The organism is Paraburkholderia sp. C35 (genome assembly GCF_003121405.1).
Taxonomy (GTDB): domain Bacteria; phylum Pseudomonadota; class Gammaproteobacteria; order Burkholderiales; family Burkholderiaceae; genus Paraburkholderia.
This window is the reverse complement of sequence record NZ_QBUY01000069.1, coordinates 22,863-46,685: the sequence shown is the minus strand read 5'-3', so window position 1 is coordinate 46,685 and position 23,823 is coordinate 22,863. Positions and strand designations below refer to the sequence as shown.

Annotated in this window: 22 protein-coding genes; 17 read left to right on the top strand and 5 right to left on the bottom strand. The window is 63.7% G+C overall.

Annotated elements, in window-relative coordinates; all coding sequences use genetic code 11:
• Positions 1-216: 216 nt before the first annotated feature.
• Both recJ and DK391_RS30090 read right to left on the bottom strand, forming a co-directional pair.
• Positions 217-1,926, bottom strand: coding sequence for a single-stranded-DNA-specific exonuclease RecJ (gene recJ, locus DK391_RS30095; protein ID WP_109481646.1), 1,710 nt, complete (start codon positions 1,924-1,926; stop codon positions 217-219).
• A 28-nt stretch (positions 1,927-1,954) separates the two neighbouring features.
• Positions 1,955-3,049 carry a regulator gene (locus tag DK391_RS30090; protein ID WP_109481645.1) on the bottom strand — a complete coding sequence of 365 codons (1,095 nt, stop codon included), beginning with the start codon at positions 3,047-3,049 and terminating at the stop codon, positions 1,955-1,957.
• A 265-nt stretch (positions 3,050-3,314) separates the two neighbouring features.
• On the opposite strand from DK391_RS30090, the gene DK391_RS30080 reads away from it, so the two are divergent.
• From DK391_RS30080 to ftsB, 9 genes are all read left to right on the top strand, one after another.
• Entirely contained in the window at positions 3,315-4,568 is a 1,254-nt protein-coding gene (locus tag DK391_RS30080) for a lipoprotein-releasing ABC transporter permease subunit (protein ID WP_109481644.1), read from the top strand.
• Complete coding sequence (lolD, locus tag DK391_RS30075) at positions 4,561-5,304, top strand: lipoprotein-releasing ABC transporter ATP-binding protein LolD (protein ID WP_109481643.1); 744 nt, start codon at positions 4,561-4,563, stop codon at positions 5,302-5,304. The genes DK391_RS30080 and lolD overlap by 8 nt, the downstream gene beginning before the upstream one ends.
• Before the next feature lie 36 nt (positions 5,305-5,340).
• Positions 5,341-6,129 (top strand): TatD family hydrolase, encoded by a 789-nt coding sequence (locus DK391_RS30070; protein WP_109481642.1) that lies wholly within the window; start codon positions 5,341-5,343, stop codon positions 6,127-6,129.
• A gap of 97 nt (positions 6,130-6,226) precedes the next feature.
• Entirely contained in the window at positions 6,227-8,749 is a 2,523-nt protein-coding gene (locus DK391_RS30065) for a DNA internalization-related competence protein ComEC/Rec2 (RefSeq protein ID WP_109481641.1), read from the top strand.
• A gap of 28 nt (positions 8,750-8,777) precedes the next feature.
• On the top strand, positions 8,778-9,572 hold the full coding sequence (locus DK391_RS30060; RefSeq protein WP_109481640.1) for an alpha/beta hydrolase: 795 nt from the start codon (positions 8,778-8,780) through the stop codon (positions 9,570-9,572).
• A 259-nt stretch (positions 9,573-9,831) separates the two neighbouring features.
• A complete protein-coding gene (locus DK391_RS30055) occupies positions 9,832-11,493 on the top strand; it encodes a CTP synthase (RefSeq protein ID WP_109481639.1) in 1,662 nt (553 codons plus the stop codon).
• Positions 11,490-12,344 carry a 3-deoxy-8-phosphooctulonate synthase gene (gene kdsA, locus DK391_RS30050; RefSeq protein WP_109481638.1) on the top strand — a complete coding sequence of 285 codons (855 nt, stop codon included), beginning with the start codon at positions 11,490-11,492 and terminating at the stop codon, positions 12,342-12,344. Before DK391_RS30055 ends, kdsA begins: the two co-directional genes overlap by 4 nt.
• Positions 12,345-12,483: 139 nt before the next feature.
• Positions 12,484-13,767 (top strand): phosphopyruvate hydratase, encoded by a 1,284-nt coding sequence (eno, locus tag DK391_RS30045; RefSeq protein ID WP_109481637.1) that lies wholly within the window; start codon positions 12,484-12,486, stop codon positions 13,765-13,767.
• A gap of 168 nt (positions 13,768-13,935) precedes the next feature.
• On the top strand, positions 13,936-14,364 hold the full coding sequence (gene ftsB, locus DK391_RS30040; RefSeq protein ID WP_109481636.1) for a cell division protein FtsB: 429 nt from the start codon (positions 13,936-13,938) through the stop codon (positions 14,362-14,364).
• A 111-nt stretch (positions 14,365-14,475) separates the two neighbouring features.
• On the opposite strand, the gene DK391_RS30035 is transcribed toward ftsB, so the two are convergent.
• The 3 genes from DK391_RS30035 to DK391_RS30025 all read right to left on the bottom strand — a co-directional run bounded on the left by DK391_RS30035 (position 14,476) and on the right by DK391_RS30025 (position 16,543).
• Positions 14,476-14,856, bottom strand: a complete 381-nt coding sequence (locus DK391_RS30035) for a hypothetical protein (RefSeq protein WP_109481635.1) — start codon at positions 14,854-14,856, stop codon at positions 14,476-14,478.
• 149 nt (positions 14,857-15,005) lie between these two features.
• The gene (hslO, locus tag DK391_RS30030) at positions 15,006-15,956 is read right to left on the bottom strand and encodes an Hsp33 family molecular chaperone HslO (protein ID WP_109481634.1); all 951 of its coding nucleotides are present in this window, start codon (positions 15,954-15,956) and stop codon (positions 15,006-15,008) included.
• Positions 15,957-16,018: 62 nt separating this feature from the next.
• Positions 16,019-16,543, bottom strand: coding sequence for a gamma carbonic anhydrase family protein (locus tag DK391_RS30025; RefSeq protein ID WP_109481633.1), 525 nt, complete (start codon positions 16,541-16,543; stop codon positions 16,019-16,021).
• A 227-nt stretch (positions 16,544-16,770) separates the two neighbouring features.
• Here DK391_RS30025 and DK391_RS30020 point away from each other — a divergent pair, with 227 nt between their 5' ends.
• From DK391_RS30020 to dapA, 8 genes are all read left to right on the top strand, one after another.
• On the top strand, positions 16,771-17,625 hold the full coding sequence (locus tag DK391_RS30020; protein WP_109481648.1) for a ferritin-like domain-containing protein: 855 nt from the start codon (positions 16,771-16,773) through the stop codon (positions 17,623-17,625).
• Positions 17,626-17,683: 58 nt separating this feature from the next.
• Positions 17,684-18,580, top strand: a complete 897-nt coding sequence (locus DK391_RS30015; RefSeq protein ID WP_109481632.1) for an alpha/beta hydrolase — start codon at positions 17,684-17,686, stop codon at positions 18,578-18,580.
• Positions 18,581-18,666: 86 nt separating this feature from the next.
• On the top strand, positions 18,667-19,497 hold the full coding sequence (locus tag DK391_RS30010) for a 3',5'-nucleoside bisphosphate phosphatase (protein WP_109481631.1): 831 nt from the start codon (positions 18,667-18,669) through the stop codon (positions 19,495-19,497).
• An 87-nt stretch (positions 19,498-19,584) separates the two neighbouring features.
• Positions 19,585-20,220 (top strand): L-threonylcarbamoyladenylate synthase, encoded by a 636-nt coding sequence (locus DK391_RS30005; RefSeq protein WP_109481630.1) that lies wholly within the window; start codon positions 19,585-19,587, stop codon positions 20,218-20,220.
• Between the two features lie 70 nt (positions 20,221-20,290).
• Positions 20,291-20,953 (top strand): site-2 protease family protein, encoded by a 663-nt coding sequence (locus DK391_RS30000; RefSeq protein WP_109481629.1) that lies wholly within the window; start codon positions 20,291-20,293, stop codon positions 20,951-20,953.
• A gap of 9 nt (positions 20,954-20,962) precedes the next feature.
• Positions 20,963-22,165: a tryptophan--tRNA ligase gene (locus DK391_RS29995; protein ID WP_109481628.1), complete on the top strand. Its 1,203-nt coding sequence runs from the start codon at positions 20,963-20,965 to the stop codon at positions 22,163-22,165.
• Entirely contained in the window at positions 22,165-22,785 is a 621-nt protein-coding gene (locus tag DK391_RS29990) for a class I SAM-dependent methyltransferase (RefSeq protein ID WP_109481627.1), read from the top strand. Before DK391_RS29995 ends, DK391_RS29990 begins: the two co-directional genes overlap by 1 nt.
• A 42-nt stretch (positions 22,786-22,827) precedes the next feature.
• Positions 22,828-23,736: a 4-hydroxy-tetrahydrodipicolinate synthase gene (dapA, locus tag DK391_RS29985; RefSeq protein WP_109481626.1), complete on the top strand. Its 909-nt coding sequence runs from the start codon at positions 22,828-22,830 to the stop codon at positions 23,734-23,736.
• Positions 23,737-23,823: the final 87 nt, after the last annotated feature.

The following is a 23,823-nucleotide window of genomic DNA, read 5'->3' as shown; positions in this document are numbered from 1 at the left end:
GGTGTTAGCCCGCTTTCTTTGCTTACTTTCTTTGCGGCGGCAAAGAAAGTAAGTGCCGCCCCGCACAGGGGCAACGCGAGCAAACCGATAACAAACCGCGGAGGCCACCAAAACAGCCGAAAACCCGGCTAAAAGCACCAGCAAAACCCCAAACCTGCAGAACCAAAAACCAAAATTATAGCGGATCACAACCCCGCAAGGCCGCGCTAACAGCCACTAGTCAATCAGCGCATGCTCAACAATCAGATGCACCCTTGCAACCCCATTCCACGAATCCGCCGACAACCGATAGGCCACCGTAGTCCGCGCCGGTAACGGCGTCGTATGGTTGAACCAGATCGCATTGAACCGCTGGCGTCCGCGCATCAGTTGCAGCTTCAGATGGTTGTCCTTCACCAGCGCCTGCGACATCACCTCGAATTCGCCAGAAAAAACGGGCGCCGGGAAACCCTGTCCCCACACCGCAGCATCGATCATTTCGACGAATTGCGGCGTGAAGTACGCATCTTCAAGATCGCCGTCTGTCTCCACCGTGCGCGCCAGCACGTCCTGCGTCAGCCACTCGCGCCCAACCTGCTCGAACGCCGCCGTAAAGCGCGGCAGATCGGCCGTGGCGATCGTCATGCCCGCCGCCATCGCGTGGCCGCCAAATTTCGCGATCAATCCCGGTTCCCGCTTCGATACCAGATCGAGCGCATCCCGCAAATGGAAACCCGGAATTGAACGGCCCGAACCCTTGATCGTGGTGCCGCTGTCGTCGGCGAGCGCAAACGTGAACGACGGACGGTGAAATTTTTCCTTCAGACGGCCTGCAACGATCCCGATCACGCCCTGATGCCAGCCTGGATTGAACAGCGTAATCGTCGTCGAACCGGCTGGGTCGAAGGTGGAAAGATCGTCGAGCGCCTGTTGCTGCCTGCCCGCTTCGATTTCGCGTCGCTCGCGGTTCATCGTGTCGAGTTGCTGCGCAAGCTCCCATGCGCGTCCGACGTCGTCCGTCGTCAGGCAGTCGATACCCAGCGACATGTCCGACAGTCGCCCCGCGGCATTCAGACGCGGCCCCAGCGCGAAGCCGAGATCGAAGCCCGATGCACTGCGCGCATCGCGCCCCGCGGCGCGGAAGAGGGCAGCGATGCCCGGCTGCATGCGCCCATTGCGGATCCGCTGCAAGCCCTGCGCGACCAGCACGCGGTTGTTGCCGTCCAGCTTCACCACGTCCGCGACCGTGCCCAACGCGACCAGATCGAGCAGACCGTCCAGGCGCGGCTCCGGCCGTCCGTCGCCGAAAGCGCCACGCTTGCGCAGTTCGGCGCGCAGCGCCAGCAGCACATAGAACATCACGCCGACGCCCGCGATGCACTTGCTCGGAAACTCGCAGCCCGGCTGGTTCGGATTGACGATTGCGCGCGCATCCGGCAGTTCGTCGCCGGGCAAATGGTGGTCGGTGACGAGCACGTCGATGCCGAGCGCATTCGCCGCCTCCACGCCGTCGACACTCGCAATGCCGTTGTCGACCGTGATCAGCAGATCCGGCTTGCCGCCCGGCCGTTTCGCGGCCAGTTGCACGATTTCGGGTGTCAGGCCGTAGCCGTATTCGAAGCGGTTCGGCACCAGGTAGTCGATCTGCGCGCCGAACATGCGCAAGCCGCGCACGGCGACGGCACAGGCGGTCGCGCCGTCGCAGTCGTAGTCGGCGACCACCAGCATGCGGCGCTGGCCTTCGAGCGCGTCGGCGAGCAGCGTCGCCGCCGCGTCACAGCCCTTGAGCGAGGCGGGCGGCGTGAGCCGCGCGAGGCCGGTTTCGATGTCATCGGGCAGACAGACGCCGCGCGATGCATAGAGCCGTGCGAGCACGGGATGCAGGCCGTGACGGATCAACGCTTCGGCGTCGGCGGGTGAGCAGGGGCGCGTAACGATTCGAGTCATGCGGCAAAACCGGAAACAGTAGGACAGTTCATTCGATAAAGAGCGACGCGAACACGCGCCGTCGCCAGAATTTGCGCAGGTCACCGCGCGTGATGTTCAGTGTCACCGAGCCGGTGTCGCCACACAGCGTCAGCCCGAGTTCGCCGAGTTCGCCGGACTGCAGTGCGGCGAGCGCAGGCGAAAACCAGTCGCGCTCGAGCGTCGCGAATGCAGCGTTCCAGCGGCCCCAGTCCTGCTCGATAAACGGCGCGGAAAACGGATCGAGTTCGATCAGCGTGCTGGCGGCGCTGCCGTTGGCCGAACGCCATGAGCCATATGTCGCGGGCGGTGCGTCCGTTGCGGCATTGGCAGCTAACGCAAGGCCGCGCGTCGCCGCAGCCTCCGACAGCACGCGCGTAAAACCGCTGCGCACGGGCTGCGCGGCGCCTTGCGCGTGAAACCAGATCGAATTGACGGCGGGCAGCCCGCGCGCCTCGCGCGCCTCGTTGACGGGATGCTCGAACCACGCCATCTGCACTTCGTTCTGCAGCTTCATCCACGCGCGCGAGCGCTCGCCCGTGTGCGCTTCGTGCGGCAGCCAGATCTCGATGTTGCGTCCGCTGGCGCGCAGCGGCGAAGCGCCCGCGAGCGTGCCGAACGCATCGCTCGACAGATACCAGCGCGACGGCTGCGGCGCCTCGACGCGCACGCCCAGTTCCTCAATCAGCGGACGGGCCACGTCGAACAGCGCGCGCGCGTCGGCGTCGGCGAGTTCGAGCGAGGCGGGATCGATCAACACCAGATGGTCGTGCGCGATCCGCACGTGCACCGGCTGCACGCAGGCCCACGTCGCGCTGCCGGGCTGGCCGCCGTCGGCGAGCAGCATGTACGGCGCGAGCGGCGCTTCGTCGGCGGCAGCCGTGCCGGCGGGCACCGCGCCGAACGCGCGCGCGACCCAGCGCTCGTGCGGCAAGGTGCGCTGGAAGTCTTCGCCGATCACGCGTTCGACCAGCGGGGCGCGGGCGATCAGTTTGTCGAGGGCAGGAATGTCGAGGGAATGCAGCGCGGTGGACGCGTCGGCTGCGGCTGGCAGCGCGAAGGGCAGTAGAAGGTGCAGTCGGTTGGCATTCATGATGCTGCGCATTGTATGGCAAACTTCGCCCCGTTGATCCGCGATAGCGGGCGATGCGGCCCGACAAAAAGCGGCGGCGCGGGCGCCGGTGCGTACAATTCGCGCAAGCCCGGAAAGTCGCCGCAAGCCGGCGTTCTGGAACCATCGGCCGGAATTCGCGCCCAATCGACAAGGCTTTCGCGCGCCTGACGGATGCTATCGGGGCAGACGCACGGACGCGCGGGCGCCATGCAGGCAATTGCAGAACACAGCGCATTCACGCTGAAAAAGGACTCGCTTGAAACTTCCATACGAATGGCAGATTGGCTGGCGCTACACGCGCGCCGGCAAACGCACCACGGGTAACGGCTTCATCTCGTTCATCGCGCTGGTGTCGATGTCGGGCATCGCGCTCGGCGTGGCCGCGCTGATCGTCGTGCTGTCGGTGATGAACGGCTTCCAGAAAGAGGTGCGCGATCGCATGCTGTCGGTGCTTGCGCACGTCGAGATCTTTTCGCCGACGGGTTCGATGCCGAACTGGCAGCTGACCGCGCAGGAAGCGAAGCAGAACAAGGAAGTGATCGGCGCGGCGCCGTACGTCGAGGCGCAGGCGCTGCTGACGCGCCAGGACGCCGTGAGCGGGGTCGCACTGCGCGGCGTGGAACCTTCGCTGGAGCCGGAAGTGTCGGACATCGGCAAGGAGATGAAAGCGGGCAGCCTGAACGAGCTGAAGCCGGGCGAATTCGGCATCGTGCTCGGTGCCGATCTCGCGGGCAATCTCGGCGTGATGACGGGCGACAAGATCACGCTGGTCGCGCCCGAAGGCACCATGACGCCTGCCGGTCTGCTGCCGCGCCTCAAGCAGTTCACCGTGGTCGGCGTGTTCGAATCGGGACACTACGAATACGACAGCACGCTCGCGTTGATCAATATCAAGGATGCCGAGGCGCTGTTCCGGCTACCTGCGCCGACGGGTGTCCGCCTGCGGCTGAAGGACATGCAGCGCGCGCCGGAAGTCGCGCATCAGCTGGCGCGCACGCTATCGGGCGATCTGTATATCCGCGACTGGACGCAGCAGAACAAGACCTGGTTCTCGGCCGTGCAGATCGAAAAACGAATGATGTTCATCATCCTGACGCTGATCATCGCGGTGGCGGCGTTCAATCTGGTTTCGTCGCTGGTCATGACGGTCACCAACAAGCAGGCCGATATCGCGATTCTGCGCACGCTGGGCGCGCAGCCCGGCTCGATCATGAAGATTTTCGTGATCCAGGGCATGACGATCGGCTTCGTCGGCACGGGCATCGGCGTGGCGCTCGGCTGCCTGATCGCGTGGAGCATTCCGTGGCTGGTGCCGATGATCGAACATCTGCTGCACGTGCAGTTTCTGCCGCCTTCGGTGTATTTCATCAGCGAGCTGCCGTCCGAACTGGTGCCGGGCGACGTCGTCAAGATCGGCGTGATCGCCTTCCTGCTGTCGTGCCTCGCGACGCTGTATCCGAGCTGGCGCGGCGCCAAGGTGCGTCCGGCGGAGGCGCTGCGTTATGAATGATCGTCCCAACAACACCCTTATGGCAGCCGACGAGACTGGTTTGCATCCTTACGTGCTCGAAGCGACGGGCATTTCGAAAGCATTCGTTCAGGGCGGCCTGATCGTGTCCGTGCTCAGCAACACGCAGCTGTCGGTGCGGCGCGGCGAAAAGCTGGCGATCGTCGGTGCGTCCGGCTCCGGCAAGAGCACGCTGCTGCACGTGCTGGGCGGTCTCGACGATCCGAGCACCGGGCATGTCGAAGTGATGGGCAAGCCGTTCACGAAACTGTCCGAGCGCGAACGCAATGATCTGCGCAACCGCGCGCTTGGCTTCGTCTATCAGTTTCACCATCTGCTGCCCGAGTTCAGCGCGCTCGACAATGTAGGAATGCCGCTGCGCATCCGTCGCATGACGACGGAAGACGCACGCGCGCAGGCCATGGAGATGCTGGAGCGCGTCGGCCTCGCGCATCGTGCGAAGCATCGGCCGGGCGAACTGTCGGGCGGCGAGCGGCAACGTGTCGCGATTGCGCGCGCGCTGGTCACGAAGCCCGCCTGCGTGCTCGCCGACGAACCGACGGGTAACCTCGACGGCGGTACGGCCGATACCGTGTTCAACCTGATGCTGGAGCTGTCGGCGACGCTGTCGACGAGTTTCGTGATCGTCACGCACGATCCCGATCTGGCCGCCCGCTGCGACCGGACCATGCGTCTGCGCGACGGCGTGCTGTACGAGGAACCGTCGGTGCCTGTCTAAGGCTGGACAGTTTTCATTCGACACGAGGCTGCGCGCATGTGGATCGACACGCACTGTCATCTCGACGCATCAGAATTCGACGCGGATCGCGGCGCGGTGGCGGACGCGGCACGTGACGCGGGCGTGAGCCGGATCGTGATTCCGGGCATTGCGCGCAGCAACTTCACGGTGGTGCGCGAGTTGGCGCATCAGGTGCAGGGCGGGGCGTATGCGCTCGGCATCCATCCGCTCTATACGCCGCAGGCGCAGCCGTCCGATCTCGACGTGCTGCGCATGGAAATCGAAGCCAGTCTCGACGATCCGCTATTCGTCGGACTCGGTGAAATCGGCCTCGATTACTTCGTTCCCGGTCTCGACGACGACACGCAGCAGTTCTATTACAACGAGCAACTCAAGCTCGCGCGCGAGTTCGATCTGCCCGTGATCTGCCATGTGCGCAAATCGCAGGATCAGGTGTTGAAGGGCTTGCGGCGCAATCATGTCAATCGCGGCATTGCGCACGCGTTCAACGGCAGTTTCCAGCAGGCGCAGGCGTTTATCGATCACGGCATGCATCTGGGCTTCGGCGGCAACGTGACGTTCGAGCGCGCGTTGCAGATTCGCCGGCTCGCGGCGCAACTGCCGCTCGATGCGCTCGTCGTCGAAACCGATGCGCCCGATATTGCGCCTTCGTGGCTTTATAAGCAGCGCAACACACCCGACCAGATTCCTGCCATCGGTGCGATGCTCGCCGAACAGCGCGGCATCGACCAAAACGAACTCGCGATAGGCACAACGGCTAATGCGCACGCCGCCTTGCCGCGACTCGCACTTTACTCTGCATAATCACTGTCTGACTTGTGCGGCGCCTTGCATTGGTATTGATTCGGGTTCCTGATCGATATTGATAAGCCGCTGCGCGAGTGTCGAATGCGGAGGCGGCATGCGGGCAGTGTGGTGCGGGTTTGCGTTGGGTGTCGTGTGGTTGCAGCAACAGGCTTCATTGCCTGAATGGCCAGCTTGGCTCGCGTTGATCGCGGGTGCTTGCGTGTTCATGCTCGCTGCGTGGGCGTGCTTTCGACACAACGATGTGCGGTTCATGCGCGTGGGCTGGTTCGTGGTGTTTTGCGCGGCCATGTGCTGCGGATTCGGCTATGCAGCATGGCGCGCACAGGCCCGGCTCGCATTCGAGTTGCCGCAGACGTGGGAAGGGCGCGACATCGCGGTGACGGGATGGATCAAAGGCTTGCCGACCCATAGCGCGGATGGCGCGCGATTTCTCTTTGCCGTGGAATCCACCGACGCACCTGTCGAGCGCTTTCCCCGCACGCTGCAACTCTCGTGGATGGCAAACGATGCGCCGCCGCCCATGCTCGAGCCCGGCTCGCGCTGGCGCCTGAATGTGCGAGTCAAGCGTCCGCACGGCAATGCGAACTGGGGTGTGCGGGACGCGGAAGCTGCATGGCTCGCCCGCGACGTACGCGCGACGGGCTATGTGAACATGCCTTCGCACGCCGTACGGCTGGCTGGTAAGGCAGGCGGGTTGAGCGCACGGGTCGACGGGTGGCGTTCTGCAATCCGTAACCGGATTGCCGACGTGCTAAAGGGTGCGCCGCACATAGGCATCGTCGTCGCGCTCGCCGTGGGCGCGCAGGATGCCGTCAGTGCCGCCGACTGGCTGTTGATGCGGCGCACGGGTACCAGTCATCTGGTCGCGATTTCGGGGCTGCACATTGGTTTCGTGGCGGGACTCGCGGGATGGCTGATCGGCATGCTGTGGCGGCGATCCTTTTTCGTCGGGCAGGGTTTGCCGTTGCGAGTGCCTGCGCAGAAGGTGGCGATGGTCGGCGGTGCGCTGTTCGCCGCGTTTCATGCGGCGCTCGCAGGTTTCAACGTGCCTGCGCAACGGGCGTTGTGGATGGCGGGCGTGGTGGCGCTTGCGTATGTCGGTGGCCGACGTGTCGCGCCTTCCGTTGTGATTGCATGGGCGCTTGGACTCGTGCTGCTGGTCGATCCGTGGGCAGTCGTGTCGGCGGGATTCTGGCTCTCGTTTTGTGCGGTCGCGGCGATTCTCTACGCGATGTCCGGCGACGCGCGTCCCGTCCGTGATGATCCGACGGGCTCGCCGCACGAAGAGGCAGTGAAGCACCCGTTATCAAGGCGTTGCGCCGAACAGTTGCGTGCATGGAACCGTTCGCTGAGAGGGCGCGTGCGTAGCGGCGCACGCGTTCAGTTCGCGGTGACGGTCGCGCTCGCGCCGCTGACGGTCTGCTTCTTCTCGCAGATACCGCTGATCGGTCCCGTCGCCAATGCGTTTGCGATCCCGTGGGTCAGCGTGCTGGTCACGCCTGTCGTGATCGCAGGTGTGGCGTTGCCGGCGCCGCTCGATGCGCTGGCGTTTCGTGCCGCGCATCATCTGCTGGAATGGCTCGCGGGCGGGGTGCAACTGATGTCGTGGCCGGCATGGGCAGTCTGGCAGTTGCCGCAGCCGGACGCATGGGCGCTCGCGTTCGCAGCCGTCGGTGTGGTTTGGTGCCTCGCGCCTGCAGGCTGGCCGCTGCGCTGGGCCGCGCCGCTGACGTGGCTGCCACTGCTCGCGCCCGCATCGGCGGCACCTGTCGAGGGATCGTTCCGACTCACGGCGCTCGATATCGGCCAGGGTTCATCGATCGTCGTCGAAACGGCACACCACACACTGCTTTTCGATGCCGGACCAGGGCCGGAATCGACGCACGCAGGCGAACGGATCGTCGTGCCGTATCTGCAGGCGGCAGGCATTGCATCGCTCGATACGCTGATCATCAGCCATGCCGATTCCGATCACTCGGGTGGCGCGCCCGCCGTGCTCGAAGGTGTCGAAGTAAAGCAGTTGCTGGCGGGTCTTCCGCCTACTCATGCACTGTGGCGCGCGGCAAGCGGCAAGGGCGCGCAGACCGTGCGTTGCGCAGCGGGCCAGCGCTGGCAGTGGGACGGCGTCGAGTTCGCGATCCTCTGGCCCGATGCGGGTCCGTTGCAGGGCAAGCCGAATGCACATTGCTGTGTGCTGCACGTGAGCGCTGCGCCCGTTCAAACGCCGGATGGCGCCAGCAAGGCCATGACGGCCTTGCTGGCCGCGGATATCGAAGCGCCCGTCGAACGCACGCTGCTCGCCCGCGATCCCGGCGCCTTGCGTGCGCAGGTTCTGCTCGTGCCGCATCACGGCAGCAAGACCTCGTCGACCGAGCCGTTCCTCGACTCTATCGGGCCGTCCATCGCGGTATTTCAGGTAGGCTATCGCAACCGGTTTCACCATCCGTATGAGGGCGTCTACGCACGGTATCTGACGCGCGGCATCGCGCTCTCGCGCAGCGACGACGACGGCGCCGCGCGCATCGAAGCGGGCACCGCGGGGCTGACGCTCGAACGCTTTCGGCAGACGCAGCGGCGCTACTGGATGGATCCGCAACCCGACCGGCAGCGCGATTGAGAACAAATCAGAACGGAGGCGATAGCGCTTGAAGAGCATCATCCATATCTCGCCTGCAAACGGATTCCCTGCGTCGACTTATCGGACGATCTTCGCTGAACTCGCGGACGACTACGACATACGTTTCGTCGAAAGGATCGGACACGACACGCGTTACCCGGTGACGCGCGACTGGCCGCATCTGGTCGACGAATTGCTGGATGACATTGGGCGCGCGTACGAGAACCCGGTGTGGCTGGTCGGGCATTCGCTCGGCGGCTATCTGTCGCTGATGGCCGCGTTGAGGAAGCCGCAATGGGTGCGCGGCGTGGTGATGCTCGATTCGCCCGTGATTGCGGGCTGGCGCAGCAACATGCTGCGCGTGTCGCAATGGACGGGGCTGGACGAGCGGCTCTCGCCAGCGGCCGCCACGCGCACGCGGCGCACGCGCTGGGCAAGCCGCGACGAAGCGTGGCGCCACTTTCACGCGAAGCCCGCGTTTGCGCGCTGGGACGAACGCATGCTGTCCGACTATATCGACTTCGGCATTCCGCAAGCCACGGCAGACGGCGCACGCGAACTGGCCTTCGACCGGCTCACGGAATACCGCATCTACAAGACCTTGCCGCATACTTTCGGCGGCCGGCTGGCGCACGGGTCATCCGTGCCCGTTGGTTTCGTCGCGGGAACGCGTTCACGGGAAGTACGCCAGGCCGGGCTGCTCGCCACCCGGCGGCTGGCGGGCGATCATTTCGAATGGATGGAGGGCAGCCACCTGTTCCCGATGGAGCGTCCGATCGAAACGGCGCGCGCCGTGCAGCGGCTGCTGCGCGGGCTGGAATGAGTGGGTGTGCATCGGTCGCGAGCGGGGCAATGAGAGGCGCGTTTATGCATAAATGAAACGCCGCGCGGCACTGCGACATAAACCCGCAACAAAGCCGTGACAGCCTTGCGATGCAGGTCGGATTTCCCATGCATCGGGATGCCGATCCGTCTTGCGAAGCCGCTAAAAAGCACGCTCGATCCGCATGATCGACCCGCCCCAGGACTGGGCTGGAAGCACGCGTTCATGTATAATCCGTTTTTCCCGCGAGCATCCAGCGATGACCAAATATGTTTTCGTCACCGGCGGCGTAGTTTCTTCCCTCGGCAAGGGTATTGCCGCCGCTTCCCTCGCCGCGATCCTCGAATCGCGCGGTCTGAAAGTCACCCTCCTCAAGCTTGATCCTTACATCAACGTCGACCCCGGCACGATGAGTCCGTTTCAACACGGCGAAGTGTTCGTGACGGAAGACGGCGCTGAGACTGACCTCGACCTTGGCCACTACGAGCGCTTCATCAGCACGAAGATGCGCAAGGCCAACAACTTCACCACGGGCCAGATTTACGAATCGGTGATCCGCAAGGAACGCCGCGGCGATTATCTCGGCAAGACGGTGCAGGTCATTCCGCACATCACAAACGAAATCCAGGCATTCGTCGAACGCGGCGCGGCATCCGCGACGTGCGGCGAGCCGGATGTCGCTATCGTCGAAGTGGGCGGCACGGTCGGTGACATCGAATCGCTGCCGTTCCTCGAAGCCGCGCGTCAGATGAGCCTGCGCATGGGCCGTAACAGCGCGTGCTTCGTGCACCTCACGCTGGTGCCCTGGGTCGCCACTGCGGGCGAACTGAAAACCAAGCCGACGCAGCATAGCGTGCAGAAGCTGCGTGAAATCGGTATCTCGCCGCACGTGCTGCTGTGCCGTGCCGACCGGCGTATTCCCGACGACGAGCGCGCGAAGATCTCGATGTTCTCGAACGTGCCGGAAGACGCCGTGATTTCGGTGTGGGACGCCGACAGCATCTACAAGATTCCGCAGATGCTGCACGACCAGGGCATGGACGAGATCGTCTGCAACGAACTGAAGCTGACGCCGAAGCCGGCTGATCTGTCGATGTGGTCGGACCTCGTCGAGAAGCTCGAGCACCCGAAGAGCGAAGTGACCATCGGCATGGTCGGCAAGTACGTCGAACTGACGGAGTCGTACAAGTCGCTGATCGAAGCGCTGCGCCATGCGTCGATCCATACGTCGACCAAGGTCAACATCGAATACATCGATTCCGAAGAGCTGGAAGAGAACGGCGTCGACAGCCTCAAGCATCTCGACGCCGTGCTGGTGCCGGGTGGCTTCGGCCGTCGCGGCACGGAAGGCAAGATCAAGGCAATCCGCTACGCACGCGAAGCGAAGGTGCCGTATCTCGGCATCTGCCTCGGCATGCAGCTCGCGGTGATCGAATTCGCCCGCGACGTGGTCGGCCTCGCGGACGCGAACAGCACGGAATTCGACCAGGAAACGCCGAATCGCGTGGTCGCGCTGATCACCGAGTGGTACGACCGCGAAGGCAAGGTTGAGAAGCGTACGGAAGAATCCGATCTGGGCGGCACGATGCGTCTCGGTTCGCAGCGTTGCCCGATCAAGCCCGGCACGATGGCCGAAGAGATTTACGGCAAGGATGTGAACGAGCGTCACCGTCACCGTTATGAAGTCAATAACCGCTTCGTGCCCCAGCTCGAAGCCGGTGGCCTTATCATCAGCGCCCGTACCCCGAGCGAAGATCTGCCGGAAATGATGGAACTGCCGCGTTCGATGCACCCCTGGTTCGTCGGCGTTCAGTTCCACCCTGAATTCACGTCGACGCCGCGCGACGGCCACCCGCTCTTCAAGGCATTCGTTGAAGCCGCGCGTGCGCATCGCGAAGCGAGCGTCGAGGAGAAAGTATGAAACTGGGCGATTTCGAAATCGGCCTCGACAAGCCGTTTTTCCTGATCGCGGGCACGTGTGTGGTCGAATCCGAACAGATGACGATCGACACGGCCGGCAAGCTGAAGGAAATCTGCGCGAAGCTGAAGATTCCGTTCATCTACAAGTCCTCGTACGACAAAGCCAATCGCAGCAGCGGCAAGTCGTTCCGTGGTCTGGGCATGGACGAGGGTTTGCGCATTCTGTCCGAAGTGAAGCGTCAGCTCGGCTTGCCTGTTCTGACCGACGTGCACAGCGAACACGAAATCGAGCAGGTCGCTTCTGTGGTCGACGTGCTGCAAACGCCCGCGTTCCTGTGCCGTCAGACGGACTTCATCCACGCGTGCGCGCGTTCGGGTAAGCCCGTCAACATCAAGAAAGGCCAGTTTCTCGCGCCGCACGACATGAAGAACGTGATCGACAAGGCGCGTGATGCAGCACGAGAAGCGGGTCTGTCGGAAGACCGTTTCATGGCTTGCGAGCGTGGCGTGTCGTTCGGTTATAACAACCTCGTGTCGGACATGCGCTCGCTGGCCATCATGCGCGAGACGAATGCACCCGTCGTGTTCGACGCCACCCACTCGGTGCAATTGCCGGGCGGGCAGGGCACCAGCTCGGGCGGTCAGCGCGAGTTCGTGCCTGTGCTGGCGCGCGCGGCTGTCGCAACGGGCGTCGCTGGCCTGTTCATGGAAACCCATCCGAATCCGGCTGAAGCGAAGTCGGACGGTCCCAATGCCGTGCCACTGCATCGCATGGCCGATCTGCTCGAAACGTTGATCACGATCGATCAGGCCGTGAAGCGCACGCCGTTCCTCGAGAACGATTTCAACTGATGCATTCACGCGCGTGCCGCTGAGGTCCGGCGGTGCGCGCGTGCTTCAACCCGATGGTCGTCGAACGCGTCCGGACGCAGGCAGTCATAGAGAACCGGACGTCTCATCTTAAGAATTCATCGTCATTTCAGAGGAAACCATGAGTGCTATCGTAGATATCATCGGGCGCGAGATTCTCGATTCGCGGGGCAACCCGACTGTCGAATGCGACGTGCTGCTCGAATCGGGCACGATGGGCCGCGCGGCTGTGCCGTCGGGCGCATCGACGGGCTCGCGTGAAGCGATCGAACTGCGCGACGGCGAAACCGGCCGCTACAGCGGCAAGGGCGTGCTGAAGGCTGTCGAGCACATCAACACCGAAATCTCCGAAGCGATCATGGGTCTCGACGCTTCCGAACAGGCTTTCCTCGACAAGACGCTGCTCGAACTCGACGGCACGGACAACAAGTCGCGCCTGGGCGCGAACGCGATGCTGGCTGTGTCGATGGCCGTCGCGAAGGCTGCTGCTGAAGAAGCCGGCCTGCCGCTGTACCGCTACTTCGGCGGTTCGGGCGCGATGCAACTGCCCGTGCCGATGATGAACATCGTCAACGGCGGCGCGCCCGCAAACAACAGCCTGGACATCCAGGAATTCATGATTGTCCCCGTCAGCCAGCCGACGTTCCGCGAAGCGCTGCGTTGCGGCGCGGAAGTGTTCCACGCGCTGAAGAAGATCCTGTCGGACCGCGGCATGAGCACGGCAGTCGGCGACGAAGGCGGCTTCGCGCCGAACTTCGGCAGCAACGACGAGTGCCTGTCGACCATCCTGCAAGCCATCGAGAAAGCCGGCTACCGCGCCGGTGAAGACGTGCTGCTCGCGCTCGACTGCGCAGCGAGCGAGTTCTACCACGACGGCAAGTACCAGCTGGCGGGCGAAGGCCTGCAACTGTCGTCGTCGGAATTCGCCGATTACCTCGGTGCGCTCGCGGACAAGTTCCCGATCGTGTCGATCGAAGACGGCATGCACGAAAGCGACTGGGAAGGCTGGAAGATCCTCACCGACAAGCTCGGCAAGAAGATCCAGCTGGTCGGCGACGATCTGTTCGTGACGAACACGCGCATCCTGAAGGAAGGCATCGAAAAGGGCATCGCCAATTCGATCCTGATCAAGATCAACCAGATCGGCACGCTGACGGAAACCTTCGCAGCCATCGAAATGGCCAAGCGCGCCGGCTACACGGCGGTGATCTCGCACCGCTCGGGCGAAACGGAAGATTCGACCATTGCTGACATCGCGGTCGGCCTGAACGCGGGTCAGATCAAGACGGGTTCGCTGTCGCGCAGCGACCGTATCTCGAAGTACAACCAGTTGCTGCGTATCGAAGAAGATCTCGGCGATATCGCCAGCTACCCGGGCAAGTCGGCGTTCTACAACCTGCGCTGATCAAGGTCCGATTGACGCTGTTTTGCGACTAAATGACGGTGAGAGTGACGCTTGCTGTCAACATTTCGTCTCAATAAGCGTTAAACCGGTTATGCTTCGCTACTGATTCACCCTTGCCGCCCTGCGTACAGCGCAGGGCGGCGCGTATCCAACCCTGCAATTCACTACATGCGGCTCGTCACCGTCGTTCTGCTCGTCCTGCTGGTGCTGATCCAATATCCGCTGTGGTGGGGCCATGGCGGCTGGTTGCGTGTTCACGAACTGCAGCAGGAACTCGCGCAGCAGCTGAAGAAGAACAGCGACGAGAAAGAGCGCAACGAGCGCATCCAGGGCGAAGTGCAGGATCTGCAAAACGGCACGGCAGCCGTCGAAGAACGCGCCCGCTACGAAATGGGCATGGTCAAGGACAGCGAGGTATTCGTGCAGTTCGTGTCGCCGAATGCGCCCACGGCTGCGGCGAACCTGCCGCAGTCGAATACGTCGACGCGCGGCCAGATCACGGGCGCGCCGCTGCGGGTGGTGCCGAATCCGGAATCGCGAGCGAAGCCGGATCGCAAGCATGCGAAAAAGGATGCGAAGGACAAGAAGCCGGGTTGATCTGGCGAGCGACAGGCTGATAAAAAAGGCGCGGTTCATCAAGAACCGCGCCTTTTGTTTTTGCGCGACACGCCAGCTTGTGCGTGCGTAGGGAGCGTCAGGCTGTGGGGCCTACCAGCCCCAACCCCAGCCCGGATATCCATAACCGATCCCCGTGCCCCAGCCATGTCCCCAGCCGCCGCTGTAGTAGCTGCCATACACGCTGACGGGCGGCGCGGCGTAACGCGAATAGGCCTGCGCGGCGGCATCGGCGACCATCGCCTGCTTCTGTTCGGCCATCACCTGCCTGTCGATTGCGTCGTAGCGGGCCCGTTCTTCCGGCGAGAGCGGTTGCGCTGTCGTCGGGATGCCCGACTGGTCCGCCGGCAAGCGACTGTAAATCGGCGACGGGCCGGGCGGATCCATCATGCAGCCGGATAACGCGACCGCGCCCGTCACCAGTGCGAGTGCAGCGAGCCGTTGCATGGATCGCTGCAGGGAAGGGATGTTCATATCGACCTCCATCGGTCGGATACGTCAGTCTGATATCTAGGTCGGATACCTAAGCAAATCGACGGCCCGGAACCACTGCGCGGCGCGTTATCCGTGGATACCGCGCCGCCGGGTGCTGCTATTCGAGCCGTCGGCGGGCCATGCCTGCTTCAGTGCCGCTGGTCGGCGGCAGGCGCTACACCTTGTGAGAGCCCACTCGCGACAAAAAGTTGCGCGACATCGACGGGATCGAATTCATAGCGCTGATTGCAGTACTCGCAATGAATCTCGACGTGACCCCGTTCCTCGATCACGCTATCGACTTCCTCGCGGCCCAGCATCTTCAGCATGTTGCCGACGCGAGCGCGCGAACACGTGCACTCGAAACGCGTGCGCGTCGGTTCGAAATGCTGCACGTTTTCCTGCCAGAACAGGCGTCGGAACAGCGTGTTCGGCTCTTCCTTCAGCATCTCTTCGTGCGACAGCGTGCTGCCGAGCGTGCACAGTCGGTCCCACGTATCGGCGTCGATCTCGCCCGGATGCGGCACGATGCCGCCGTCGCCGGGCAGCTTCTGCAGCAGCATGCCGACAGCGCGGTCGTCGTTGGCGGCGAGCCACAGACGCGTGTCGAGCTGCTCCGAATGCTGCATGTAGTGCTCGATCACCTGCGCCATCGTCTCGAGCGGACCATCCACACCCGACAGCGGCACGATGCCCTGATACGGCTGCTGGCCAGGCACCTTGTTTTTCGGATCGAGCGTGATCACGCAGCGGCCGTGGCCGCCGGCGTTGATCAGTTCGGCGAGGGTGAGGTCGTCGGCGATGGCTTGCGGCGTGTCGCCGGAATACTTGGCCGTCGCGCGCATCGACAGATCGGAGTTGCACTGCACGACCAGCATCCTGATCGGGCCGTCGCCGAAGATCTGCATGATCAGAGTGCCGTCGAACTTGAGATTCGCCGACAGCAGCGCGCATGCCGCCATCATTTCGCCGAGCACGTTCCGCACCGGCAACGGATAGCTTCGGCGCGTCAGCACATCCTGCCACGTATTGCGCAACGAAACGAGCTCGCCGCGCACGGGCGCCGCGCTGAACATGAATTTCTGCAACTGGTCACTCACAACTTTTCCTCGGTCGAACCGCGCGGTGGGAAAGCCACGCGTGGCGCGCCGTGCGGTCGGCTTCAGCCGATGCGCACGAGTTGCGCCTTGAAATAATCCCTGCGCTCCACGTAAATGTCCGCAGCGCGCTTCAGGCCTTTGATATCTGCTTCAGTCAGTTCCCGGACAACCTTGGCCGGTGATCCGAGAATCAGGGAGTTGTCAGGAAAAACCTTGCCTTCGGTCACGACGGCGCCTGCACCAACCAGACAGTTGCGGCCAATTACCGCTCCATTCAAGACCACGGCCTGAATGCCGATCAGCGCGCCTTCCTTGACCGTGCAGCCGTGCAGCATCGCCTGATGGCCGACGGTGACGCCTGCTTCGAGCGTCAGCGGAAAGCCGGGGTCGGCGTGCAGAACGGCGCCTTCCTGTATGTTAGTGCCCTTGCCGACGGTGATCGGCTCGTTGTCGCCGCGAATCGACGCGCCGAACCAGATGCTGGCATTTTCTTCGACGCTCACCTTGCCGATGATGGTCGCCGTGTCCGCGACGAACACGCTTTCGTGGATGGTCGGGGCTGCGTCGCCAAGCTTGTAGATTGCCACAGTGTCTCCTCTGGTCTCATGCAAGACGGTTGCTGCCGCCCGTGGGCATCGTGCCGCCGTCAGGCGTGTGGCATGACGTGGCGCCACACCGCGCGGCATGGTCGAATCGCGTATTGTAAACGGTTGTGCCATAAGGCCGTGCGGAGCGTGCCGAAGCGCGGGTAAATTGGCGATGTCACGCCAGAAACGCTGGTTTTTGTCCTTTTTTGTCGTATTCCGTATTCGCGATGCTTTCCGCCGACTCAATCCATCCGCAGCCAACGCGTTGCGCACGCTCTGAAGCGCTCGACATCCTGACGGAGCGCGTGCCTGCCGCCAAGGCTGCCGCGGCGCAAGCGCTGTACATGCATGTGCTGGCGGGCGAGACCCGTGTGTCGGCGCAACGCTCGCTGGACGAGCCGCCCGGTTTGCCGGGCCGCCCTGAGCGGCCCGAACTGGTCGAGCCGCGCAAGCTCGGGCGCCGCAGCATGCAGTCGCCGGAAGGGCGCGCGGTGCTGCTGCACGCGCTCGCGCATATCGAATTCAACGCGATCAATCTGGCGCTCGATGCCGTCTGGCGCTTCAGCGACATGCCCGACGCGTTCTACCTCGACTGGCTCAAGGTGGCCGCCGAAGAGGCGCATCACTTCTCGTTACTGTCGGCGCGGCTGGCCGAGTTCGGCCACGCGTACGGCGACTTCCCGGCGCACGACGGCCTGTGGGACATGTGCGAAAGGACGCGTGGCGACGTGCTGGCACGCATGGCACTGGTGCCGCGCACGCTGGAGGCGCGCGGACTCGACGCGTCGCCGCCGATCCGCGCGCGGCTACAGCAGGCAGGCGATCATGCGTCGGCGGCGCTTCTGGACGTGATCCTGCGCGACGAAATCGGCCATGTGCTGATCGGCAACCGCTGGTTCCGGCACTTGTGTGACAAGGCGGGCATCGACGTGCATCAGACCTATCTGCGTTTGTCCGACGAATACCACGCGCCGAAACTGCGTGGCCCGTTCAACTTCGAGGCGCGCCGCGACGCCGGGTTCGAAGAGGAAGAACTGGCCGCGCTCGCGGGCCTCGAAGCGCAACAGCGGCCATCCGACTGACGGCGCTGCGTTTATCCCGATATAATCGAACGATCATTCGTTTTTATCTGGCTACACCATGGACCGTCCGCTCAAACCCTCCGTTTCCGAATTCGTGACCGTACGCGGCGTGCGGCTGCACGTGCGCCGCTGGGGCAATCCCGACGCGCCGATGCTGTTCATGCTGCACGGCTGGATGGACGTCGCGGCGTCGTTCCAGTTCGTCGTCGACGCGCTCGCGGGCGACTGGCAGGTGATCGCGCCCGACGCGCGCGGCTTCGGCCTGTCCGACTGGCCCGTCGCGCAGCACGGCGGCGGCCACTACTGGTTCCAGGAGTATCTCGCCGATCTCGAAGCGCTGCTCGATCACTACGCGCCGACGGGCGAAGTCAATCTGGTCGGCCATAGCATGGGCGCGAACATCGTGTGCCTGTACGCGGGCGTGAGGCCGGAGCGGGTGCGTCGCGTGGTCGATCTGGAGGGCTTCGGGCTGCCGCCGTCGAAAGCCGCGCAGTTGCCGCGACGTATCGCGACGTGGCTCGACGAACTGCGCGAGCCGCCCACCTTGCGCCCCTACGCGAGGCTCGACGATGTCGCCGCGCGCCTGATCAAGACCAACGCGCGTCTCGCGCCGCAGCGCGCACAGTTTCTCGCGCAGCACTGGTCGAAGCCGGACGGCGAGGGCGGCTACATGCTGCTCGCCGATCCCGCGCACAAGATGCGCGGGCCGCTCCTGTACCGGCTCGATGAAGTGATGGCCGTGTGGGCGAATGTGCGCGCGCCCGTGCTGCACGTCGAAGCGGCTGCGTCGCCGACGCTCGCGATGCTCGCCGGCACTATTCCCCTCGATGAATTCAAGGCGCGTTTCAAGGCCTTTGCCGACTGGCGCGAAGAGATCATCGAAGACGCGGGCCATATGGTTCATCACGATCAGCCGGAGCGGGTCGCAGCGCTGATCGAGGCGTTCTGCGCGTAATGCGCGTTTGAAACCGGGTCGACGAATCCTCTGCGTGTGCTTACTGCGTTGCAGTAAAATGGATTGACCACGCTATCAAGATAAAGATGAACGCCGACCTGCACTGCCATTCCACCGTTTCCGACGGCGCCTTCGCGCCCGCCGACGTCGCGCGCCGCGCGCACGCAGGCGGCGTGCCGCTGTGGGCGCTCACCGATCACGACGAAATCGGCGGTCAGGGCGAAGCCCGTGAAGCGGCTGAGGCGCTCGGCATGCAGTATCTGAGCGGTGTCGAAATCTCCGTGACATGGGCGTCGCGCACCATTCACGTGGTCGGGCTGCATGTCGATCCCGCCTGCAAGGAACTCGTCGAAGGGCTCGAGCGCACGCGCAATGGCCGCGCCGCACGCGCCGAAGCGATCGGCGAGCAACTGGCCACGCTCGGCATTCCCGACGCGTACGCAGGCGCACTGAAGTACGTGTCGAATCCCGACATGATTTCGCGCACGCACTTCGCGCGCTTCATGGTCGAGAGCGGCCACTGCGAAAACACCCAGGACGTGTTCAACCGCTTTCTCGGCGACGGCAAGCCGGGTTATGTGTCGCATCGCTGGTCCAAACTGGCCGATGCCGTCAAATGGATTCAGGTCGCGGGCGGCGAAGCCGTGATTGCGCATCCGGGCCGCTATGCTTACACGCAGACGGAATTCGACGCGCTGTTCGGTGAGTTCATCGATCTCGGCGGCAAGGCAATCGAAGTCGTGACGGGCAGTCATACGCCCGACCAGTATCGCGAGTATGCCGATGTCGCGCGCCGTTTCGGCTTCGAGGCCTCGCGTGGATCCGACTTTCATGCTGCAGGCGAGGGCCGCGTCGATCTCGGCAGTTTGCCGCCGCTGCCGTCCGATCTGAAGCCGGTCTGGGAACGTTGGCTGTAAGCTCTCGTTTCGCGCGGTGCGTGGGCACGCGCGCTGCATGAGCCGTTGCTTGCTGTTTGTCGATTCCCCGACCTTCTGACCGACACCATGTCCCAATTCTTTCGGCTTCATCCGGACAATCCGCAGCCGCGCCTGATCAAGCAGGCGGTGCAGATCATCGAAAGCGGCGGCGTGGTCGCGCTGCCCACGGATTCGAGCTACGCGCTCGCCTGCCAGCTCGACGACAAGAATGCCGTCGACCGTGTGCGGCGCATTCGCGGGCTGGATGAGCGGCAACTGCTGTCGCTGCTGGTGCGCGATCTGTCCGAGCTGGCGAATTTCGCGCTGGTCGACAATCGCCAGTACCGTCTGATCAAATCCGTCACGCCCGGTCCGTACGTGTTCGTGCTGCAGGCGACCAAGGAAGTGCCGCGCCGGCTGTCGCATCCGTCGCGTAAAACCATCGGCCTGCGCGTGCCCGACCACGCGATCACGCTCGCCATTCTGGAAGAGCTCGGTCAGCCGCTGCTCGGCTCGACACTGATCTTGCCGGGCGAAACGCAGCCGCTGAACGACCCCGAAGAAATCCGCGAGAAACTCGAAAAACAGCTCGATCTGGTGATCGACGGCGGCGCGTGTCCGTGTGAGCCTTCGACCGTGATCGATCTGACGGGCGAAGAACCCGTGCTGGTGCGTCCGGGGCGCGGTTCGCTCGCGCCGTTCGGACTCGAAGAGACGGCCTGACTTTCAATCAGCCGTCAGATGAGCGAAAGCCGACAGAGCCGCAAGGCGCCGTTGTTACAATAGAGCGGATATGGATTCCTCCCTGATACAGACCATCGTCGTCTATGCCTTGCCCGTGATCTTCGCGATCACGCTACACGAGGCGGCGCACGGCTACGTCGCGCGCATGCTCGGCGACAACACCGCGTACGTGCTCGGCCGCGTGTCGTTCAATCCGATGCGGCACATCGATCCGCTCGGCACCATCGCGATCCCTCTTTTGCTGTATTTCGCCACCAGTGGCGCGTTCATGTTCGGTTACGCGAAGCCGGTGCCCGTCGCGTTCGGCAACCTGCGCAATCCGCGCTGGGGTTCGCTGTGGGTCGCGCTGGCCGGTCCGCTGTGTAACTTCGTTCAGGCGCTGGTGTGGGGCGTGTTCGGCGTCGCGCTGGCCGCGATGAATATCGACGAACCGTTTTTCACGCGCATGGCGGGTGCCGGCGTTGGCGTGAATCTGGTGCTCGGCGTGCTGAACCTGTTCCCGCTGCCGCCGCTCGACGGCGGTCGCGTGCTCATGGCGCTCCTGCCCGTACGTCCGGCCATGTTGCTGGCGCGGCTCGAGCCGTATGGCTTTTTCATCGTGATGGCGCTCGTGATGACGGGCACGTTGACGCGCTTCTGGCTGCGTCCGCTCGTGAATATCGGCTATGAGGCCGTGACGGCTATCCTGACCCCCCTCGTTTCGCTTCTATAAATCAAAACCATGTACCCCGACCGTATCTTCTCCGGCATGCGGCCTACCGGCTCGCTGCACCTCGGCCACTATCACGGCGTGCTGAAAAACTGGGTGCGCCTGCAATCCGAGTATCCGTGCTTCTTCTGCGTGGTCGACTGGCATGCGCTCACCACGCACTACGAAACGCCGGATGTCATCGAGAAGAACGTGTGGGATGTGCTGATCGACTGGCTCGCTTCGGGCATCGATCCGGCACAGGCAACCCTGTTCATCCAGAGCCGTGTGCCTGAGCACGCCGAACTCGCGCTGCTGCTCGGCATGAGCACGCCGCTCTCCTGGCTCGAACGCGTGCCGACCTACAAGGAACAGATCGAGAAGCTGCGCGACAAGGATCTCGGCACGTATGGCTTCCTCGGCTATCCCGTGCTGATGGCGGCGGACATTCTGCTGTACCGCGCGTCGCTCGTGCCGGTTGGTGAAGACCAGGTGCCGCACGTCGAAATGGCGCGCGAAATGGCGCGCCGCTTCAACTACATGTACGGCCGTGAACCCGGCTTCGAAGAGAAGGCGAACGAAGCCGCGAAGAAGCTCGGCGGCAAGCGCTCGAAGCTGTATCACGAACTGCGCATCGCGTATCAGCAGGAAGGCAACGAAGAGGCGCTCGAAAAGGCGCGCGCGATGTTGTCCGAGTCACAAAGCCTGTCGATGAGCGATCGCGAGCGTCTGTTCGGCTATCTCGAAGGCTCGCGCAAGATCATCCTGCCCGAACCGCAAGTGCTGCTGACGGAAGCGTCGCGCATGCCGGGTCTCGACGGCCAGAAGATGTCGAAGTCGTACGGCAACACGATCGGCTTGCGTGAAGACGCGGAAACGATCACGAAGAAAGTCCGCACGATGCCGACCGATCCGGCCCGCGTGCGCCGCACCGATCCAGGCGATCCCGACAAGTGCCCGGTGTGGCAGTTGCACCAGGTCTACACCGACAAGGACACGCACGAGTGGGTCCAGAAGGGTTGCCGTTCGGCGGGCATCGGCTGTCTGGAGTGCAAGCAGCCGGTGATCGAAGGCATTCTGCGCGAGCAGCAGCCGATGCTCGAGCGCGCGCAGAAGTACATGGACGATCCGTCGCTGCTGCGCGCCATCGTCGCCGACGGCTGCGACAAGGCGCGCCGTTTCGCGACGGAGACGATGCGCGACGTGCGCGAAGCGATGGGCCTGTCGTACACCTGATGACGGACAGCCTGAACCCGGACGCGGCGGGCGCCGCTGGCCATGCGGCAATCGGCGAGCCGTCGCGCTGGGTGAAGCGCTGGGCGCATCTCGTCGATGCAGGCGGCGCAGTGCTCGACGTGGCATCGGGAGCAGGGCGGCACGCGCGGTTTTTCGCGTCGCGTGGACATACGGTCACAGCAATCGACCGCGATGCGGCCGCGCTGCAAACGATGGAAGGCGCGCCGGGCATCGCGTGCATCACCGCCGACATCGAAAACGGCCCGTGGCCGCTGCTTGCGGGCGCGCAATTCGCGGCGATCGTCGTGACCAACTATCTGCATCGCCCGCTCTTTCCCCAATTGCTGGACGCACTCGCGCCCGGCGGCGTGCTGATCTACGAAACCTTCGCGCAAGGCAACGAAACGGTCGGCAAGCCTTCGAATCCCGCTTTTCTGCTGGCGCCCGGCGAGCTTCTCGACGCCGTGCGCAGCGTGTTACGTGTCGTTGCATTTCAGGACGGTTTCCTCGCGGAGCCGCGTCCCGCCTACGTGCAGCGGATCTGCGCCGTGCGTGAGCCGGACGCGTCGGTCGAAAGGAAAGATAAGGGGGGTCCCCCGCGTTACGATTTGGCCGGTTAATCCGCTACAATCGAAGTTTATCGAACAAATTCATGACGTTTCATGGCTAACGGCACTCAGCAAGACGGCGTCGCGATTCGCGGCAGCATTCCCGCCATCATCACTCCCATGCTCGAAGACGGCAGTCTCGATCTGCCGGCGTTCCGCAAACTGGTCGACTGGCATATCGAAGAAGGCACGAACGGTCTGGTCGTGGTCGGCACGAGCGGCGAGTCGGCCACGCTGTCGGTCGAAGAGCACGTGTTGATGGTGCGTACGGCCGTGGAACAGGCAGCCGGCCGGATTCCCGTGATTGCTGGCGCAGGCGCGAACTCCACCACGGAAGCCATCGAACTGACCGAGCAGGCGAAGAAAGTGGGTGCCGACGCCACGCTGCAGGTGGTGCCGTACTACAACAAGCCGACCCAGGAAGGCATTTACCGCCATTTCGCGAAAATCGCCGAAACGGTCGATCTGCCTGTGATCCTGTACAACGTCCCCGGCCGCACGGTCGCGGACATGTCGAATGAAACGATCCTGCGACTGGCCAATGTGCCGGGCATCGTCGGCGTGAAGGAAGCGACGGGCAATATCGACCGCGCTGCGCATCTGATCAAGTCGGCGCCGTCGCACTTCGGCATCTACAGCGGTGACGATCCGACCGCGATCGCGCTGATGCTGCTGGGCGGTCACGGCAATATCTCGGTGACGGCCAACGTGGCGCCGCGCCTGATGAGCGAACTGTGCAAGGCCGCCATCGCCGCCGACGCAAAGACCGCGCGCGAAATCCATCTGAAACTTCTCTCGCTGCACAAGAACCTCTTCATCGAATCGAACCCGATTCCGGCGAAGTGGGCATTGCAGCAACTCGGCCGCGCTCAGGGCGGCATCCGTCTGCCTCTTACGCCGCTCGACGCGCGCTACCACGACGTGGTCCGCGCTGCACTGCGCGAGGCAGGGCTGCTCGGCTGAGCGCCTGGTATCACAGGCGCCACCCGGCATTTTTTCAACTGACGTCGATATCGCCCACGGTCCCGTACCGCACCCGGCAGCGCGTTT

Coding starts and splice junctions, on each gene's coding strand:
- recJ (WP_109481646.1), bottom strand. CDS start 1,926: ATGACTCGAATCGTTACGCGCCCCTGCTCACCCGCCGACGCCGAAGCG.
- DK391_RS30090 (WP_109481645.1), bottom strand. CDS start 3,049: ATGCGCAGCATCATGAATGCCAACCGACTGCACCTTCTACTGCCCTTC.
- lolD (WP_109481643.1), top strand. CDS start 4,561: ATGAATGATCGTCCCAACAACACCCTTATGGCAGCCGACGAGACTGGT.
- DK391_RS30070 (WP_109481642.1), top strand. CDS start 5,341: ATGTGGATCGACACGCACTGTCATCTCGACGCATCAGAATTCGACGCG.
- DK391_RS30065 (WP_109481641.1), top strand. CDS start 6,227: ATGCGGGCAGTGTGGTGCGGGTTTGCGTTGGGTGTCGTGTGGTTGCAG.
- DK391_RS30055 (WP_109481639.1), top strand. CDS start 9,832: ATGACCAAATATGTTTTCGTCACCGGCGGCGTAGTTTCTTCCCTCGGC.
- kdsA (WP_109481638.1), top strand. CDS start 11,490: ATGAAACTGGGCGATTTCGAAATCGGCCTCGACAAGCCGTTTTTCCTG.
- eno (WP_109481637.1), top strand. CDS start 12,484: ATGAGTGCTATCGTAGATATCATCGGGCGCGAGATTCTCGATTCGCGG.
- ftsB (WP_109481636.1), top strand. CDS start 13,936: ATGCGGCTCGTCACCGTCGTTCTGCTCGTCCTGCTGGTGCTGATCCAA.
- DK391_RS30035 (WP_109481635.1), bottom strand. CDS start 14,856: ATGAACATCCCTTCCCTGCAGCGATCCATGCAACGGCTCGCTGCACTC.
- DK391_RS30020 (WP_109481648.1), top strand. CDS start 16,771: ATGCTTTCCGCCGACTCAATCCATCCGCAGCCAACGCGTTGCGCACGC.
- DK391_RS30015 (WP_109481632.1), top strand. CDS start 17,684: ATGGACCGTCCGCTCAAACCCTCCGTTTCCGAATTCGTGACCGTACGC.
- DK391_RS30010 (WP_109481631.1), top strand. CDS start 18,667: ATGAACGCCGACCTGCACTGCCATTCCACCGTTTCCGACGGCGCCTTC.
- DK391_RS30005 (WP_109481630.1), top strand. CDS start 19,585: ATGTCCCAATTCTTTCGGCTTCATCCGGACAATCCGCAGCCGCGCCTG.
- DK391_RS30000 (WP_109481629.1), top strand. CDS start 20,291: ATGGATTCCTCCCTGATACAGACCATCGTCGTCTATGCCTTGCCCGTG.
- DK391_RS29995 (WP_109481628.1), top strand. CDS start 20,963: ATGTACCCCGACCGTATCTTCTCCGGCATGCGGCCTACCGGCTCGCTG.
- DK391_RS29990 (WP_109481627.1), top strand. CDS start 22,165: ATGACGGACAGCCTGAACCCGGACGCGGCGGGCGCCGCTGGCCATGCG.
- dapA (WP_109481626.1), top strand. CDS start 22,828: ATGGCTAACGGCACTCAGCAAGACGGCGTCGCGATTCGCGGCAGCATT.